Origin of the sequence: Bacillus sp. FDAARGOS_1420 (assembly GCF_019344915.1) — a bacterium.
Classification (GTDB): domain Bacteria; phylum Bacillota; class Bacilli; order Bacillales; family Bacillaceae_G; genus Bacillus_A; species Bacillus_A mycoides.
Genome location: NZ_JAHWJB010000002.1, coordinates 556659 through 570734, shown reverse-complemented (window position 1 = coordinate 570734; position 14076 = coordinate 556659). Strand labels below are relative to the sequence as shown.

The 14076-nt window shown below is 34.4% G+C and carries 18 protein-coding genes; 8 read left to right on the top strand and 10 right to left on the bottom strand.

Annotated elements, in window-relative coordinates:
• Positions 1-289 precede the first annotated feature (289 nt).
• The 5 genes from I6L50_RS13195 (at position 290) to dltD (ending at position 4606) form a co-directional block, all read left to right on the top strand.
• Positions 290-436 carry a teichoic acid D-Ala incorporation-associated protein DltX gene (locus I6L50_RS13195; protein ID WP_002011626.1) on the top strand — a complete coding sequence of 49 codons (147 nt, stop codon included), beginning with the start codon at positions 290-292 and terminating at the stop codon, positions 434-436.
• Positions 437-448: 12 nt separating this feature from the next.
• Positions 449-1963 carry a D-alanine--poly(phosphoribitol) ligase subunit DltA gene (gene dltA, locus I6L50_RS13190; RefSeq protein ID WP_002086765.1) on the top strand — a complete coding sequence of 505 codons (1515 nt, stop codon included), beginning with the start codon at positions 449-451 and terminating at the stop codon, positions 1961-1963.
• Positions 1960-3126, top strand: a complete 1167-nt coding sequence (gene dltB, locus I6L50_RS13185) for a D-alanyl-lipoteichoic acid biosynthesis protein DltB (RefSeq protein WP_219301790.1) — start codon at positions 1960-1962, stop codon at positions 3124-3126. The genes dltA and dltB overlap by 4 nt, the downstream gene beginning before the upstream one ends.
• A 68-nt stretch (positions 3127-3194) precedes the next feature.
• Positions 3195-3434 (top strand): D-alanine--poly(phosphoribitol) ligase subunit DltC, encoded by a 240-nt coding sequence (gene dltC / locus I6L50_RS13180; RefSeq protein WP_002011622.1) that lies wholly within the window; start codon positions 3195-3197, stop codon positions 3432-3434.
• Positions 3431-4606, top strand: a complete 1176-nt coding sequence (gene dltD / locus I6L50_RS13175; RefSeq protein WP_201066543.1) for a D-alanyl-lipoteichoic acid biosynthesis protein DltD — start codon at positions 3431-3433, stop codon at positions 4604-4606. The genes dltC and dltD overlap by 4 nt, the downstream gene beginning before the upstream one ends.
• A 17-nt stretch (positions 4607-4623) precedes the next feature.
• Here dltD and I6L50_RS13170 read toward each other — a convergent pair whose 3' ends face one another.
• Positions 4624-5760 (bottom strand): NAD(P)H-dependent flavin oxidoreductase, encoded by a 1137-nt coding sequence (locus I6L50_RS13170; RefSeq protein ID WP_219301789.1) that lies wholly within the window; start codon positions 5758-5760, stop codon positions 4624-4626.
• A 73-nt stretch (positions 5761-5833) separates the two neighbouring features.
• Here I6L50_RS13170 and I6L50_RS13165 point away from each other — a divergent pair, with 73 nt between their 5' ends.
• Entirely contained in the window at positions 5834-6754 is a 921-nt protein-coding gene (locus tag I6L50_RS13165; protein WP_002011617.1) for a S66 peptidase family protein, read from the top strand.
• Between the two features lie 27 nt (positions 6755-6781).
• Here the strand turns inward: I6L50_RS13165 and I6L50_RS13160 are convergent, their stop codons facing one another.
• The 3 genes from I6L50_RS13160 to I6L50_RS13150 all read right to left on the bottom strand — a co-directional run bounded on the left by I6L50_RS13160 (position 6782) and on the right by I6L50_RS13150 (position 8249).
• The gene (locus I6L50_RS13160; RefSeq protein ID WP_002135134.1) at positions 6782-7180 is read right to left on the bottom strand and encodes an SseB family protein; all 399 of its coding nucleotides are present in this window, start codon (positions 7178-7180) and stop codon (positions 6782-6784) included.
• A gap of 87 nt (positions 7181-7267) precedes the next feature.
• Positions 7268-7822, bottom strand: coding sequence for a cysteine hydrolase family protein (locus I6L50_RS13155; protein WP_219301788.1), 555 nt, complete (start codon positions 7820-7822; stop codon positions 7268-7270).
• A 13-nt stretch (positions 7823-7835) separates the two neighbouring features.
• Positions 7836-8249 carry a carboxymuconolactone decarboxylase family protein gene (locus I6L50_RS13150; protein WP_170935223.1) on the bottom strand — a complete coding sequence of 138 codons (414 nt, stop codon included), beginning with the start codon at positions 8247-8249 and terminating at the stop codon, positions 7836-7838.
• A 123-nt stretch (positions 8250-8372) separates the two neighbouring features.
• Between I6L50_RS13150 and I6L50_RS13145 the strand changes: the two genes are divergently transcribed.
• Together I6L50_RS13145 and I6L50_RS13140 are read left to right on the top strand one after the other, a co-directional pair.
• Positions 8373-8825, top strand: coding sequence for an Lrp/AsnC family transcriptional regulator (locus I6L50_RS13145; protein ID WP_002011610.1), 453 nt, complete (start codon positions 8373-8375; stop codon positions 8823-8825).
• A gap of 100 nt (positions 8826-8925) precedes the next feature.
• Positions 8926-9108, top strand: a complete 183-nt coding sequence (locus I6L50_RS13140; protein ID WP_000707108.1) for a DUF3913 family protein — start codon at positions 8926-8928, stop codon at positions 9106-9108.
• A 29-nt stretch (positions 9109-9137) separates the two neighbouring features.
• Here I6L50_RS13140 and I6L50_RS13135 read toward each other — a convergent pair whose 3' ends face one another.
• From I6L50_RS13135 to I6L50_RS13110, 6 genes are all read right to left on the bottom strand, one after another.
• The gene (locus I6L50_RS13135) at positions 9138-10151 is read right to left on the bottom strand and encodes a CPBP family intramembrane glutamic endopeptidase (RefSeq protein WP_219301787.1); all 1014 of its coding nucleotides are present in this window, start codon (positions 10149-10151) and stop codon (positions 9138-9140) included.
• 265 nt (positions 10152-10416) lie between these two features.
• Positions 10417-11193 (bottom strand): ABC transporter permease, encoded by a 777-nt coding sequence (locus I6L50_RS13130; RefSeq protein ID WP_219301786.1) that lies wholly within the window; start codon positions 11191-11193, stop codon positions 10417-10419.
• Positions 11193-12095 carry an ABC transporter ATP-binding protein gene (locus I6L50_RS13125; RefSeq protein ID WP_219301785.1) on the bottom strand — a complete coding sequence of 301 codons (903 nt, stop codon included), beginning with the start codon at positions 12093-12095 and terminating at the stop codon, positions 11193-11195. Before I6L50_RS13125 ends, I6L50_RS13130 begins: the two co-directional genes overlap by 1 nt.
• A 14-nt stretch (positions 12096-12109) precedes the next feature.
• On the bottom strand, positions 12110-12901 hold the full coding sequence (locus tag I6L50_RS13120; protein ID WP_219301784.1) for an ABC transporter permease: 792 nt from the start codon (positions 12899-12901) through the stop codon (positions 12110-12112).
• The gene (locus I6L50_RS13115; protein ID WP_219301783.1) at positions 12898-13596 is read right to left on the bottom strand and encodes an ABC transporter ATP-binding protein; all 699 of its coding nucleotides are present in this window, start codon (positions 13594-13596) and stop codon (positions 12898-12900) included. Before I6L50_RS13115 ends, I6L50_RS13120 begins: the two co-directional genes overlap by 4 nt.
• The gene (locus I6L50_RS13110; RefSeq protein WP_002126211.1) at positions 13593-13973 is read right to left on the bottom strand and encodes a GntR family transcriptional regulator; all 381 of its coding nucleotides are present in this window, start codon (positions 13971-13973) and stop codon (positions 13593-13595) included. The genes I6L50_RS13115 and I6L50_RS13110 overlap by 4 nt, the downstream gene beginning before the upstream one ends.
• Between the last annotated feature and the right edge of the window lie 103 nt (positions 13974-14076).

Here is a 14076-nt window from a genome sequence, read left to right as displayed (position 1 = left end):
TCCAATTCAGGAATAACAAAACAAATATTATATTTTCCCGCCTTCTCACAATCCACTTTTATACATTCATACAATCCACTTCCTATTTACATGTCAAACCCATTACAAATTCATGCTGAATGTAATATAATTGCTAAGTTAGGGATTTTCTTTTTTAGTATTTAGTGCTAATATCAGAAAAGAGCCTTTTGACTTATTTTTACCTAAAATGTGGGATTTTGTTTTTTTCACAATCATGTAGGACATGATACCTACAAAGAGCTATTATTTCATTAAGCGAGGGAAAGACATGGAAAGATTAAAAGAGATATGGTCTCAACCACTCACACAATGGGTTGCAAAGACGGTTTATTACCTTGCAATTTTATTTGCATTACTTTGGTTGTATGGATTCCATGATACAAACACAAGTACATTTATTTACAATGAATTCTAGGGTGGGAACGTTATGAAGTTATTAGAACAAATTGAAAAGTGGGCTGTAGAAACGCCTGATCAAACCGCTTTTGTTTGGCGAGATGCGAAAATTACGTACAAACAATTAAAGGAAGATTCTGATGCGTTAGCACATTGGATTTCTTCTGAGTATCCAGATGATCGTTCACCAATTATGGTTTATGGCCATATGCAACCTGAAATGATTATTAACTTTTTAGGTTGTGTAAAAGCTGGACATGCTTACATTCCTGTAGATTTATCTATTCCAGCTGATCGTGTACAACGTATTGCTGAAAGTTCTGGTGCGAAATTACTGTTATCAGGGGCAGAAGTAACGGTAACGGACTTACCAGTTCGCATTACAAGTGAAGATAACTTAAAAGATATTTTCTTTACTCATAAAGGGAATACTCCAAATCCTGAACATGCGGTAAAAGGTGATGAGAACTTCTACATTATTTACACATCAGGAAGTACAGGTAATCCGAAAGGGGTTCAGATTACTTATAACTGTCTTGTTAGCTTTACAAAATGGGCTGTAGAAGATTTCAACTTACAAACAGGGCAAGTATTCTTAAACCAAGCACCTTTCTCATTCGATTTATCTGTAATGGATATTTACCCATCATTAGTAACAGGTGGCACACTTTGGGCAATCGATAAAGATATGATTGCACGTCCAAAAGACTTGTTTGCTTCTTTAGAGCAATCGGATATACAAGTATGGACTTCGACACCATCTTTCGCAGAAATGTGTTTAATGGAAGCCTCTTTCTCTGAAAGTATGCTACCAAACATGAAAACATTCTTATTCTGCGGTGAAGTGTTACCAAATGAAGTAGCTAGAAAATTAATTGAGCGTTTCCCGAAAGCAGCAATTATGAATACGTACGGTCCAACAGAAGCTACTGTTGCTGTAACAGGCATTCACGTTACAGAAGAAGTGCTTGATCAATACAAATCACTTCCAGTTGGCTACTGTAAATCAGACTGTCGCCTTCTTATTATGAAAGAAGATGGTACAATTGCACCTGACGGTGAAAAAGGTGAAATCGTAATTGTCGGTCCAAGCGTAAGCGTTGGCTATTTAGGAAGCCCTGAATTAACAGAAAAAGTATTTACCATGATTGATGGTGAGCGCGCCTATAAAACAGGTGATGCTGGCTATGTAGAAAATGGTCTTCTATTCTATAATGGTCGTCTTGATTTCCAAATTAAGCTTCATGGTTATCGAATGGAATTAGAAGAAATCGAACATCATCTTCGCGCGTGTTCTTACGTAGAAGGTGCAGTTGTTGTTCCAATTAAAAAAGGTGAAAAATATGATTACTTATTAGCGGTTGTTGTTCCTGGAGAGCATTCGTTTGAAAAAGAATTCAAATTAACATCTGCAATCAAAAAAGAACTCAATGAGCGATTACCAAATTACATGATTCCACGTAAATTCATGTATCAATCTTCTATTCCAATGACACCAAATGGAAAGGTAGATCGCAAAAAATTATTGAGTGAGGTTACAGCATGACCGCATATGGATCATTTTATTTTTTCGCTATAGTAGGCATTTTATTAATACCTACTATCATAGCTGGATTAAAAGGTAAAATGTTGCGTAAATATAATGCCGTTTTAACATTAGTAATGCTCGTTATTATCTTCTCTGATAAACCGAAGCAAGCAATCATGTTAGCCGTATTTATTATTTGGCAATATGCCCTTATTAAAGGCTATTTAATTTTAAGAAAACAAAATAATAGTACATTCACGTTTTGTATAGCTGTTATTTTATCGATTTTACCGCTTATTTTGGCAAAAATCGCACCGTTTGTACCTGAATTGCATTTTATTGTTTTCGCAGGTATGTCTTACGTAACATTTAGAGCTGTACAGATGGTCTTTGAAGTTCGTGATAATTTAATTAAAGAACTTTCCTTCTTTAATTTCTGGGAATTCGTTTTATTCTTCCCTGCGATTTCAAGTGGACCTATCGATCGTTACCGTAGATTCCAAAAAGATATTCAAAAGCCGCCTAGTGCTGAGGAATATCAAAAGTTACTATATACAGGGATTAACCGTATTTTCCAAGGTTTTCTGTATAAATTTATAATCGCGCACTTGATAACAACATATCTTGTAAAGGCAGTATTCGCCAATCAAGATACACTTTTATCTAATGTGATTTTTATGTACGCTACTAGCATGCAGTTATTCTTTGACTTTGCAGGTTATAGTGCGTTCGTAATTGGTATCAGTTACATGATGGGAATTAAAACTCCAGAAAACTTTAATAAGCCATTCCTTAGTCGTAACATTAAAGACTTCTGGAACCGCTGGCACATGAGTTTATCATTCTGGTTCCGTGATTTTATTTACATGCGTTTCGTCTTTTTTGCAACGAAGAAAAAGTTAATTAAGAACCGTTACACAATTTCGTATATCGGTGCATTTTTAAACTTTTTCATTATGGGAATTTGGCACATCCAAGGAAGCGCTGTTGCGCAGTATGTTATTTATGGTCTATATCATGCCGCACTGTTTATTTTATTCGATATTTTCGAACGAAAAAACAAGAAGCATAAGTTTTGGCCAAACAATAAATTTACACACGTCCTTGCGATTGTAATTACGTTCCACGTTGTATGTTTCGGTTTCCTGATCTTCTCTGGACACCTTAACAGATACTTTTAATGCACCCTTCTTATACTATTAAGAAGTTGCACATATAATATATTTCGGATATAAAGGAGATTTTAAAAATGGCAGAATTCAAAGAGCAAGTATTAGATATTTTAGAAGAAGTATGTGAAAACGATATTGTGAAAGAAAACTTAGATGTTCAATTATTTGAAGAAGGTATTCTTGATTCTTTCGCTGTAGTATCTTTATTAGTAGAATTCCAAGAGCGTTTAGAGATTGAAGTTTCTATTTCTGATTTTGACCGCGATGAGTGGGCTACACCAAATATGGTTATTAAAAAGTTGGAAGAAATCCGATGAACAAAGTAAAATTTGGTCCGATGCTTTTAGCATTGGCCCTTTTTGCTGTATTCTTACTTATTCCAACGCGCTTCCTACTTCCACTTTTAAGTGATGAGAAAGTAGAACAAGCTGCGACTTCTTTAAAAGAAGAAAAGATTCAAAGTATGATTTTACAGCAAAAGATGTTAGCAGACCCGAAATATCTTCCGATGTACGGTTCATCGGAATTCGCACGTATGGATGCTTTCCATCCATCGAATTATTTCAAAGTAAAGCCTGAAGGATTCACACCATTCCTACTTGGGCGCGGTGGAACACAAGACCTTGTACATGTATTAAACTTCGCATCTACAATGGATCAATTGAAAGATAAGAAAATGATATTCGTTCTTTCTCCGCAATGGTTTGTACCACAAGGTATTGATGAGACACACTTTGCACCTAACTTTTCAAAACAACAAGGTTACCACTTCATTTTCAACGATGATTTAAAACCTGAAATGAAAAAACAAATTGCAAAACGCTTATTAAACTTTGAGATTGTTAAAAAAGAAACTTTATTAAAAATTTCGCTTGAAGGTATCGCCTACGATGATACAAAGTATAAAGTAAAAGCACTTGCTGCTAAACCTTTCGCTTATATTTATCGTAACATTCTAGATCGTAAAGATTTATTTACAGTTATGTTTAATATTAAGCCGCATAAAGAACAGCTTGATCCATCATTGAAACAAATGAACTGGGAAGAAGCTCGTAAGCATGCTGATCAAACAGGTGCAGTAGAATCAAGCTCTAACGAATATGGTATCGAAGATGATTACTTCAATAGCAAAATTAAGAAGAAATTAAAACAACGTGAAGGTTACTTAAAAAATGATGCTTATGACCAATCACCAGAATATGAAGATTTACAAATTGTACTTGATTTATTAAAACAATCTGGCGCAAAACCGCTCTTCATTTCTGTTCCTGTAAAAGGTCCTTGGTATGATTACGCTGGCTTCCCGAAAGAAAAACGCGAATTATACTACAATAAAGTTCGTGAGCAAATTAAGCAAGCTGGCTATCCAATTGCTGATTTCTCAAATCATGAATATGATAAGTACTTCTTAAAAGATCATATGCACTTAGGTTGGAAAGGCTGGGTTTACATCGACGAAGCTATCCAACAATTTTATAAAGCAAACTAACGAAAAGACCGCTTGAATTATTCAAGTGGTCTTTTTTTATATACATCTTGTAATTGTTCAATTACGTTCTCTGCTTCTTTCATGACACGTTTCACTACGTGCTGAGCTGATTCCGTTCGTGCTAATGATGATGCTTGTCCCGCCCAAAGCGACATATACTCTTCCTTATTTTGCTTCGCTGCTTCTTGACGTATTTTTGAAGTTAATACGTTTTGCACTGGATACATCGGTAAATTCGCTTCTCTTCCTTCATGTTTCTCTATAAATTCATTACGAATACCCCGTGCATATTTCCCGGAAAACGCACGGGTTACCGTTGTACTCGTATCTGTACTATGTAAAATCGCCTCTTTATACACGTCATGCGTAATACTTTCTTCACTCGTTAAAAAGGCTGATCCCATTTGAACAGCTTCTGCCCCTAACGCAAATGCCGCAACAAGCCCTTGCCCATTCATTACACCACCTGCTGCAACAATCGGGATATGAGGTACTTCTGCTACTAATTGCGGGATTAATGCAAATGTACCAATCATCGCATCTTGTTCTTTCCCAATAAACGTTCCTCTATGCCCTCCTGCCTCGCTACCTTGCCCGACAATAATATCTACCCCTAACTTAGCAAGTGCTTTCGCTTCCGCTACATGGGTAGCTGTTCCGATAACTTTTATCCCTTCCTTTTTCAAATCATCTATTTCTTCTTTTTCTAACGTTTGAAATGCAAAACTAACGACTGGTACCTTTTCCTCTAATAATACTTGTAATTGTTCTTTATAGCTTTTTGGAAGTTTTAAAGTCTTTTCTTCCTCTATACCTAATTCTCTATTCACTCCACTAAGTAATACTTTCGCCTCGTTTACCTTCTCTTCTTCTATCTGCATCTCTTTCGTTAAAAGTAAATTAACACCGAAAGGCTTATTTGTTAGTTCCCTTATTTTATAAATCGCTTCACGGATTTGTTCTGGGCTCATATACCCTGCTCCAAGCGTACCTAATCCTCCGCTATTACTCACAGCTGCAACAAGTTCTGACGTTGTAATCGCTCCTGCCATACCTGCTTGAATGATCGGATACTTAATTTGTAATATATCTATTACTCGACTTGTAAACATCATTTTCCCTCCTACTTTCCCTATACCTTCTTTATATGACATGCTTTCCCCTTCTTTTACAAGGATTGAACTTTCGCTCAAGCGAATATATTGAAAGAGAAGGAGGCTGAGAACAATGATTTATCCAAATGCTTTGCAAAAAGGTGATACAGTAATGGTTATTGCACCGTCTGGCCCACCAACACTTGAGAATATATTAAAAGGTGTGAACGTATTACAAGAGATGGGATTATCCGTAATAATTGGAAAGAGTGTTTATGAAAAATATGGATATTTAGCTGGAAGTGATCAAGTTCGTCTTGATGATATACATGAAGCATTTACAAATACTGAGGTCAAAGCAGTCTTTTGTGCACGAGGTGGTTACGGCAGCGCTCGTCTCCTCCCTTACATTCAATATGAAATCATTCAACGGAATCCAAAGATTTTTTGGGGATATAGCGATATTACGGCTTTACATACTGCCTTTTCACGTTATGCGGAGCTGGTTACTTTTCATGGTCCAATGATTGAAGAATTAGGAAAAGGTATAGATTCTCTCTCCTTATCTTCTTTCAATCAACTATTCCATCCGTATTCATCTATCTTATATGCATCAGAATGTATCGTACCTACCTCTCCATGTACAGTTACAGGCACATTAGTTGGAGGGAATTTAACTGTGTTAACAAGTATAATTGGCTCGCCCTATGAGATAAATACGTCAAATAAACTTTTATTACTTGAAGATATTGGTGAAGAACCGTACCGCATTGACCGGATGTTAAATCAACTACTTTTATCTGGACAGTTTAATGAATGCAGTGGCGTTATTTTTACAAGTTGTCACGACTGCAACCCTTCTAAGCCATCTCAATCATTGCAAACAATATTATATGAATATTTCACACCATATAATATACCTGTATTATTCGGCTTACCGATTGGACATATAAGTCCAAATATCGGTATTCCCCTCGGAGCTACAGCAACAATAAATACAACTAACAAAACTGTTTCTATTTCTTCTGGTATAGCCACTCCATGTTCAAATTAAAAAGGAAAAGCTGCTAAGCTTTTCCTTTTACTTATAATAATTAAAAATCCGTCCAGATGAGATATCTGAAATCTCTTCTGGAATAAATGTTTTACTTATATCAGTACCAACATTTAATACAGCTGTTGCATCCTTCTCAATGCCACCAAATAATTCTTTTCCACGTATCGTAATAAGGGGCGTACCTTCTGGCAACACATCTTTTACAAATTTCAATTGTGTAAAGAACGGAACGATCCATCTACCCTCTCCTTGGAAATGACGCAAACGAAGTGTTCCTTCCGTTGCCCCGTCTTCTGCTTCAAGTGAACCAGCAACATAAAACTCCGTTGATAAGAGCAATTCATAAAATTCCTTTTGCTTTTGTTTATCCTCTCCTGCTAAAACGAGTACTTTTTCTATTTTCTTTACTGAAATTTGCTCCATATGATGCCACCCCTATTTTCAAAATGATTATACTTAGATTATACGAAATATTCTTATTTTTTTCTACATAATTCCACAATTATTTTCTTAAAATAATTTTAAAACACCTTCAGTCGTAACGATTTTAGCAAATTCATCATGTAAGTTTACAAGTGTCATATTGTGAATGTCCTCTGCACTATACTCTGTCCCGTCCAGACCTTTACGATTGAATGTAGCCGTCGCATCGTTCACTAAATACGTTGTAAACCCTAAATTACCTGCCATCCGTGTTGTAGTCTCCACACAATGATTTGTTGTTAATCCTACAATCACTACCGTATTACATTTTTGTTCTCTTAATTGTTCTTCCAAATTTGTCCCAATGAACGCGCTATTAACGGATTTCTGGATAATTATTTCATCTGGCATTGGTTGCACTTCTTCTTTAAAGTTTACCGTTTCCGCATGTTGATAAAACATCGATTGAACATTTTCTTTATTTACATGTTGAATATGAAAAACTGGTAGTTTTCTTTTTCTCCATTCTTCTAACAAACTTTTCATATTTTCTTCCGCCAAAAGGTTATTCCTCACGCCCCAGTATGGTAAGTTAAATGCTTCCTGTACATCAATGATTATAAGTGCTGCTTGATTAAGCATAATATCCTCCTAATTAATTGGGCTGTAATTGAAACAGAAAACCAAGTTGCTGCGAAGCAGTAATAAAACAAATATAGGCACAAAGCTCTACAATTTCTTTTTCAGTCCAATATTGTTTTAATATATGAAACATATTATCATCTATCGCCTTTTGGTCATGAACAAATGCATGTGCAAAAGTAACGGCTACGCTAATTTCTTCTATTTTTTGTATATCATCCGGCTTTCCCTTTGCCATACAGTACGGACATTCATTCCCAAACGCTAATGTTCTTCTTACTTGCTCCTTTAACTCTACGGAAAGGGCCCCTGTACTATACAGTGTATTCTCTAACGTACTCCACGAATTTAATATATCTGGATTATGACCTAATAATTTTTGAAACTTTGTATCTCCTACATTTGATAATGTAATTCTCTCCATCATTTCCCCTCCTATTTCCTTCTTTTTTATTGTAAAATAAATAAAGTTCACTTTACATTTCATATGAATCTTAATTTTTAATTTTTCTTTACAAAAATTATCATTTTACTGGAGGTATATTTACAAATGCAATTAGACCGTGTTGATCGAAAAATTTTAAATGAATTATATAATGATAGCCGCCTTTCGATGCGTGAATTAGCAAAACGAGTAAACTTATCAGCTCCGTCTACTACAGAACGTGTACGTAAACTTGAAAGTGAAGGGATTATTCAAAAATACACAATCGATATCAATTATAAAAAAGCAGGACTTGTTTTAGATTGTATTTTAGAAATCACTTTAAAAAATGGTGATACAACACGTATGCAACAGTTTATTCAGTCTTATCCATCTGCAAGTTTTTGTTACCGAGTAACAGGAAGCTTGTGCTACATTGTAAAAATCTCTGTTCCTTCACTCGTTGAACTTGAAGAATTTATCAATGATGTTTCTTCATATGCAACGACAGTTTCTCATATCGTATTATCAGAAGTAGCTCTTACTCCGGACATTGAACATATATTCCCAGAAGATTAATTCATCTTTATTCACAAAAAGAGTAAAAACCCCTTACATTAAGAATAAAAATGATATATCATGTATTAAAATACATAAAGTTCGAGAAAGGGGCTTTACATTGAAAATCTGGTTTTATGAAAAAACGGCACAATTAGATGACTTGCTTGGTATTTGGGACAATGTTCCGACCATCCCTCGAATTGGTGAAAAAGTTGAACTTCTAAAAACCGTTCGGATCGTTACAGATATTAAATATGTAAAGAACGGTAATAATTTTCGTGTAGAGATTATTACAAATTAAAAAGTAGCTCTTTAGGAGCTACTTTTTAATTATCTATTATGCGCTTTCTTTATAACAATTTTATCTTCTTCTACAGAAACTGTTACATAATCATTTTCTTCTAACCGAAGCTTATTTACAGCTTCATCAGGTAATTCTACAGCCATCAATCTATCTGTTACTATCACTTGGCTATATATTTCATTTTCTTCTGATGTATTCACTACTTTTTCTTCATTTATGAAACGAATCGGTGGCACACCAACTTCTTTTACTGTACGCCACTGGTTCCAAGTAAAAGGAATGAACCATAATAAACCGATAATCACAAGACCAATGCCGATCCATAAATTACTTTGTGCTTGTAATTCAGTAATCGAGATTGCGTCACTTCCATCTCCACCTACAAATTGCATACTCGTTGCAATCAAATTATTTAGAGCATGCACAGCAATATTCGTCCATATATTTTTTGTCTTTATGTATAGAAGGCACATAATAACACCGAACATGAAAGCACCGATAACATCAAAATGTCCTAGTCCAAAAATAAGAGAGGATATAATAACCGCTCTTTTAATCCCCCATTTGTACGCCATTCGCTGCAAGAAAAAACCTCTAAAAATAACCTCTTCCATTATTGGGGCTAATACACATGCTGAAATGAAAGTAAATATCGTCATGTATATGTTACTCGTATTAATTACATTTCCATCTTCTAACATGGTAACTAAGAAATTAGGTAAAGTATGTGCTAAAATATAAAATTGAATTTGGGATATACCGACTGCAAAAATCATTCCCATGATCGTTGCTAATACAATTAACCCCCAATGTAAACGTCCAGGCTTATCAAAAAAGCTTTTAAAAACAACATTATTTTTACTTGTTTTTAAATATAGCCACAATAGTGGAAATGCAAAAAATATTGATATTTGTGACAGGAACTCTATCGTATTGTCAGAAGCACCTGATAAACTTAATGGAATCATCGTCAGCAACATCCCTATAATCATCCATCCAAAAAAACTACGTAGCCTTATACGTGAAAATGCATGTTGCATATTGAACACCTCCAGAGATGATGTAAAGTGAAAATTTATTCAGTGTTTTATGGGTAGCCCTTCTCCACAAATGGCCGAATAACTAAATTATAATATGAATATAGTTGAAAATCTCCCTTTTTTTCTCAAATAATTCCAAACAACATATCTCTTAAAATATATAGTACGTTTTATTTAAAATACCGTATTACTGTTCTTCCAGTTGAAATCTAGGGGAACGTTATGTAATAAAAATCCCCGTTTTTACAAGCGGGGATTTCTTTTATTATAATACGTCACGTTTTTGGAATAATACACTTGATGCTACAAGTAATACAGCAAAGTATGCAACTACAAGTAATAATGAGGTTGTAAACGTAAATTCTGTAAATGGTGGTTCTGCTCCGCCACTTACTAATTTATTACTATCGTAAGCACTTAAATTCAAATGGAAAAATACCACAAATTTCGCTACACCTTTTGCAAACATCATCAGTACCATATTAATTGGTCCTTGTAAAAAGAAGAGGAACATCGTAATAATCAATGGTAATACAGACTTTCTAAATACGTTTGCTAAGAAAAATGCAAGCGTCGCAAAGAAGAACGGTGAAAGTACTTGATATAAAGTAGATTTCATTACGATTCCTAACGTTAATTCTGTTTTACTACCATCCTTTACAATTCCGCCAATAATCATTGCAATTAACGTGCTAGCAAATATGATAAATACTATAGTAAGTAACACTGTAATATATTTAGAGAATAAAACGATAATTCTTTTTCTTGGACGGATTAATAACTGCTTAATTGTACCTTTTTGGAACTCATCAGTAATCATACGTGAAGCAATCGTGATTCCAAAAATTGTTGCAAATAAAGTAATTAAACCAATCTCTGAACTTGCAAAATCTAAATATGATCCTTTAAATTCACTTCCGTCGCCCCACTTCATCATCGCTAAAACTCCCAAAATCTCCAATACTGCAATAACACCAATTAAAATATACATACCTTTTTTCGCATGCAACTTTAAAAATTCATTTTGAATTAATTTAAACATTACGCTTTCACTCCCCCTGTAATTGCTAAGAACTCATCCTCTAACGTTTTATTTTGAACGGTAACACCGTATACGAGTACATCAGCATTCACTAACTGTTTTACAATTTGCGGAATCTCTTCTTTCATTACAGATGCCACAGCTACATTTCCTTGTACTTTACCTTTAATAATTTCGTTCGCTTTTTGAACTTGATCTACTTCAAATGCAACTACAACTGTTTCATCATGCTTCGCTTGTTCATGTAAGTTATACTCTTGTACAAACTCACCTTGCTTTATAATAACTACGCGATCACACATTAATTCAATTTCACTTAATAAATGACTTGATACAATGACTGCAATATCTTCTTCTTTCGCTAATCGTTGTAAATAATCACGAATTTGGCGAATACCAGCTGGATCTAATCCATTTGTCGGTTCATCTAAAATTAAGATTTTCGGCTGATGAAGTAACGCCTGCGCAATTCCTAAACGCTGTTTCATACCAAGTGAGTATGTTTTCACCTTTTTATGAATCGCATGCTCCAATTCAACAAGCTTTACAATTTCAGCGATGCGCTCTTTACTAATTGGGGTAATCGCCATGTTCGCAAAATGCTTTAAATTTTGCATTCCAGTCATATAATCATATAGCTCGGGATTTTCTACAATCGCTCCAATTTGCTCTAGCGCCTTTTCACGCTCTGTGCGAATACTATGGCCACAAATTGTAATATCGCCTTCTGTCATAGAAATAAGACCTGTCATCATACGAATTGTCGTCGTCTTACCGCTACCGTTCGGTCCAAGGAATCCGTATACCTCTCCTTCACGAACCTCAAATGATAAGCCACGAATAATTTCTGTTCTACCGATTTTTTTTCGGACATTTTCTAATTTCACTACTACATTTCCCAATGATGATTCCTCCTTTAAACTTCTAGTTTTTTGTCGATGATGCGACCTGTAACTACTAATATTATAATTGTTAATAAACAGTTAAAACATAGATTTAAAACTGTAATATCTGTACCAGAATAAAATGATGTATTTAAAAAGCCGTTTTGATCTATAAATCCAATATTATTTATGGCAAACACATACTTTTCTATTTGCTGAAAGATATATGTTATTCCCCCATTAAATGCGATAAAAACAACGAATAAGATTACGCAAACAACCTTACTCATCGATGATTTCACATTGAATAGCTTCGTAATTACTATAATCAAATAAATAGAAACTAGCATATTAACAAAATCTAGTCCCCATAAGAAAATAGATAACATATGGTGTAATATTCCATAATCATATAAACTGTGGATTGCTTGTTGAACACCTAAATCTGTTTTTCCATTGTAAATATTTAAAGAAAAATAGTATAGAAAAATGATTCCTATTCCTAGCAAAATCATAAAGAGTAGTACACAAAATAAAACATTTGCACATATATACTTTTGTGCTGAAATAGAAGTACAACGTAGCATAGAGTTTTTTAGCATTTTTCGAAAAGACGATATACCTGTTAGAAGAATTGCGAATCCATTTATACCTAGTACGATAAAAAATATAATAATGATTATATCTTGCCTACCTGAAATTCTAGCTCCTGAAACTCCTTTCATATTAAATAAAAGAATTAATGAAACTGTAATAAATCCGAAGTAAATAATGGCTATTTTTCTCTTATTACAATTATACAGATAAAGAAAAAGCTGACTCATTTCTCATAGGCCTCCTTAAACAGCTCATGTACTGCTTTCCCCTTTTGAAATCTTAGTTCTTCCACATTTTCATGCAATATTATTTCTCCATCTTTCAAAAAGATTACTTCATCAAATATATTTTCGATTTCTCTTATTAAATGAGTTGATATAAGCAGCGTACAATCTTCACGATAAAATTTAAGGATTAGCTCAAGTACATGCTCCCTAGAAACGAGATCAATCCCGCCAAGCGGTTCATCCAGTACGTATAACTTCGCTTTTCGAGAAAATGTTAAAATGATTTGCAGCTTCTCAATCATCCCTTTTGACAATGCTTTAATTTTTTCTTCTAACGGTATTTTAAATTCCGTAATCGTATCTACCGCTTTTTGAATATCGAAGTCTTTATAAAAATCTCGATAGAAAAATAAAGAATCTTTTACCGTCATCCAATCATCAAAGCCTGGCTTATCAGACATAAATGAAACGATTTCTTTCGTCCCTAACCCTACTTTTTTACCGTTAATTACTATGCTGCCTTCAGAAGGATGCTGCAATCCTGCAATCATTTTTAATAACGTCGTTTTCCCGCTTCCGTTATCTCCAACAAGCCCAACGATTTTTCCTTCTGTAATCTCTATGCTTAACTCACGGATCACTGCTTTTAATCCGTACCGCTTCCATAGATTTTCTATTTTTAATAACTCTGTCATTCGCTCTCCTCCCTTTTCTCATGTAATGAAGAACGAAGGATTGTAAGAATTTCTTCTTCTGAAAAACCTAAATTGTCCATTCCATTTATGAAAGAATGAAGTAATTCTTTCGCCATATCTTTTCGCAGCTCCATAATTTTCTCCCCTTCATTCGTTACATATCGCCCCATTCCTCTACGTGTTACAACAACTCCATCCCGTTCTAGTTCTTGAAATGTGCGTTGAATCGTATTTGGATTTACTTGTAAATCACTCGCTAATTCACGTACGGAGGGAATTTTATCACCAGGCAATAAATGTCCTGTTACAATTTCCTTTTTTATGTATTCCATTACTTGAATGTAAATTGGTGTGTTTGGAGAAAACTCGATTTTCATTTCTCCCCTCCTGTCTTAGTGTGTTAGTTAAATAGTACACTAAGACGAATTATATGTAAATACTTACAACAAAAAATGTAATAAAAAGGCAGTGTAACTTTTC

Excerpts from the sequence above, each read along its gene's own strand:
- I6L50_RS13195 (WP_002011626.1), top strand. The coding sequence starts at position 290 with ATGGAAAGATTAAAAGAGATATGGTCTCAACCACTCACACAATGGGTT.
- dltA (WP_002086765.1), top strand. The coding sequence starts at position 449 with ATGAAGTTATTAGAACAAATTGAAAAGTGGGCTGTAGAAACGCCTGAT.
- dltB (WP_219301790.1), top strand. The coding sequence starts at position 1,960 with ATGACCGCATATGGATCATTTTATTTTTTCGCTATAGTAGGCATTTTA.
- dltC (WP_002011622.1), top strand. The coding sequence starts at position 3,195 with ATGGCAGAATTCAAAGAGCAAGTATTAGATATTTTAGAAGAAGTATGT.
- dltD (WP_201066543.1), top strand. The coding sequence starts at position 3,431 with ATGAACAAAGTAAAATTTGGTCCGATGCTTTTAGCATTGGCCCTTTTT.
- I6L50_RS13170 (WP_219301789.1), bottom strand. The coding sequence starts at position 5,760 with ATGTCATATAAAGAAGGTATAGGGAAAGTAGGAGGGAAAATGATGTTT.
- I6L50_RS13165 (WP_002011617.1), top strand. The coding sequence starts at position 5,834 with ATGATTTATCCAAATGCTTTGCAAAAAGGTGATACAGTAATGGTTATT.
- I6L50_RS13160 (WP_002135134.1), bottom strand. The coding sequence starts at position 7,180 with ATGGAGCAAATTTCAGTAAAGAAAATAGAAAAAGTACTCGTTTTAGCA.
- I6L50_RS13155 (WP_219301788.1), bottom strand. The coding sequence starts at position 7,822 with ATGCTTAATCAAGCAGCACTTATAATCATTGATGTACAGGAAGCATTT.
- I6L50_RS13150 (WP_170935223.1), bottom strand. The coding sequence starts at position 8,249 with ATGATGGAGAGAATTACATTATCAAATGTAGGAGATACAAAGTTTCAA.
- I6L50_RS13145 (WP_002011610.1), top strand. The coding sequence starts at position 8,373 with ATGCAATTAGACCGTGTTGATCGAAAAATTTTAAATGAATTATATAAT.
- I6L50_RS13135 (WP_219301787.1), bottom strand. The coding sequence starts at position 10,151 with ATGCAACATGCATTTTCACGTATAAGGCTACGTAGTTTTTTTGGATGG.
- I6L50_RS13130 (WP_219301786.1), bottom strand. The coding sequence starts at position 11,193 with ATGTTTAAATTAATTCAAAATGAATTTTTAAAGTTGCATGCGAAAAAA.
- I6L50_RS13120 (WP_219301784.1), bottom strand. The coding sequence starts at position 12,901 with ATGAGTCAGCTTTTTCTTTATCTGTATAATTGTAATAAGAGAAAAATA.
- I6L50_RS13115 (WP_219301783.1), bottom strand. The coding sequence starts at position 13,596 with ATGACAGAGTTATTAAAAATAGAAAATCTATGGAAGCGGTACGGATTA.
- I6L50_RS13110 (WP_002126211.1), bottom strand. The coding sequence starts at position 13,973 with ATGAAAATCGAGTTTTCTCCAAACACACCAATTTACATTCAAGTAATG.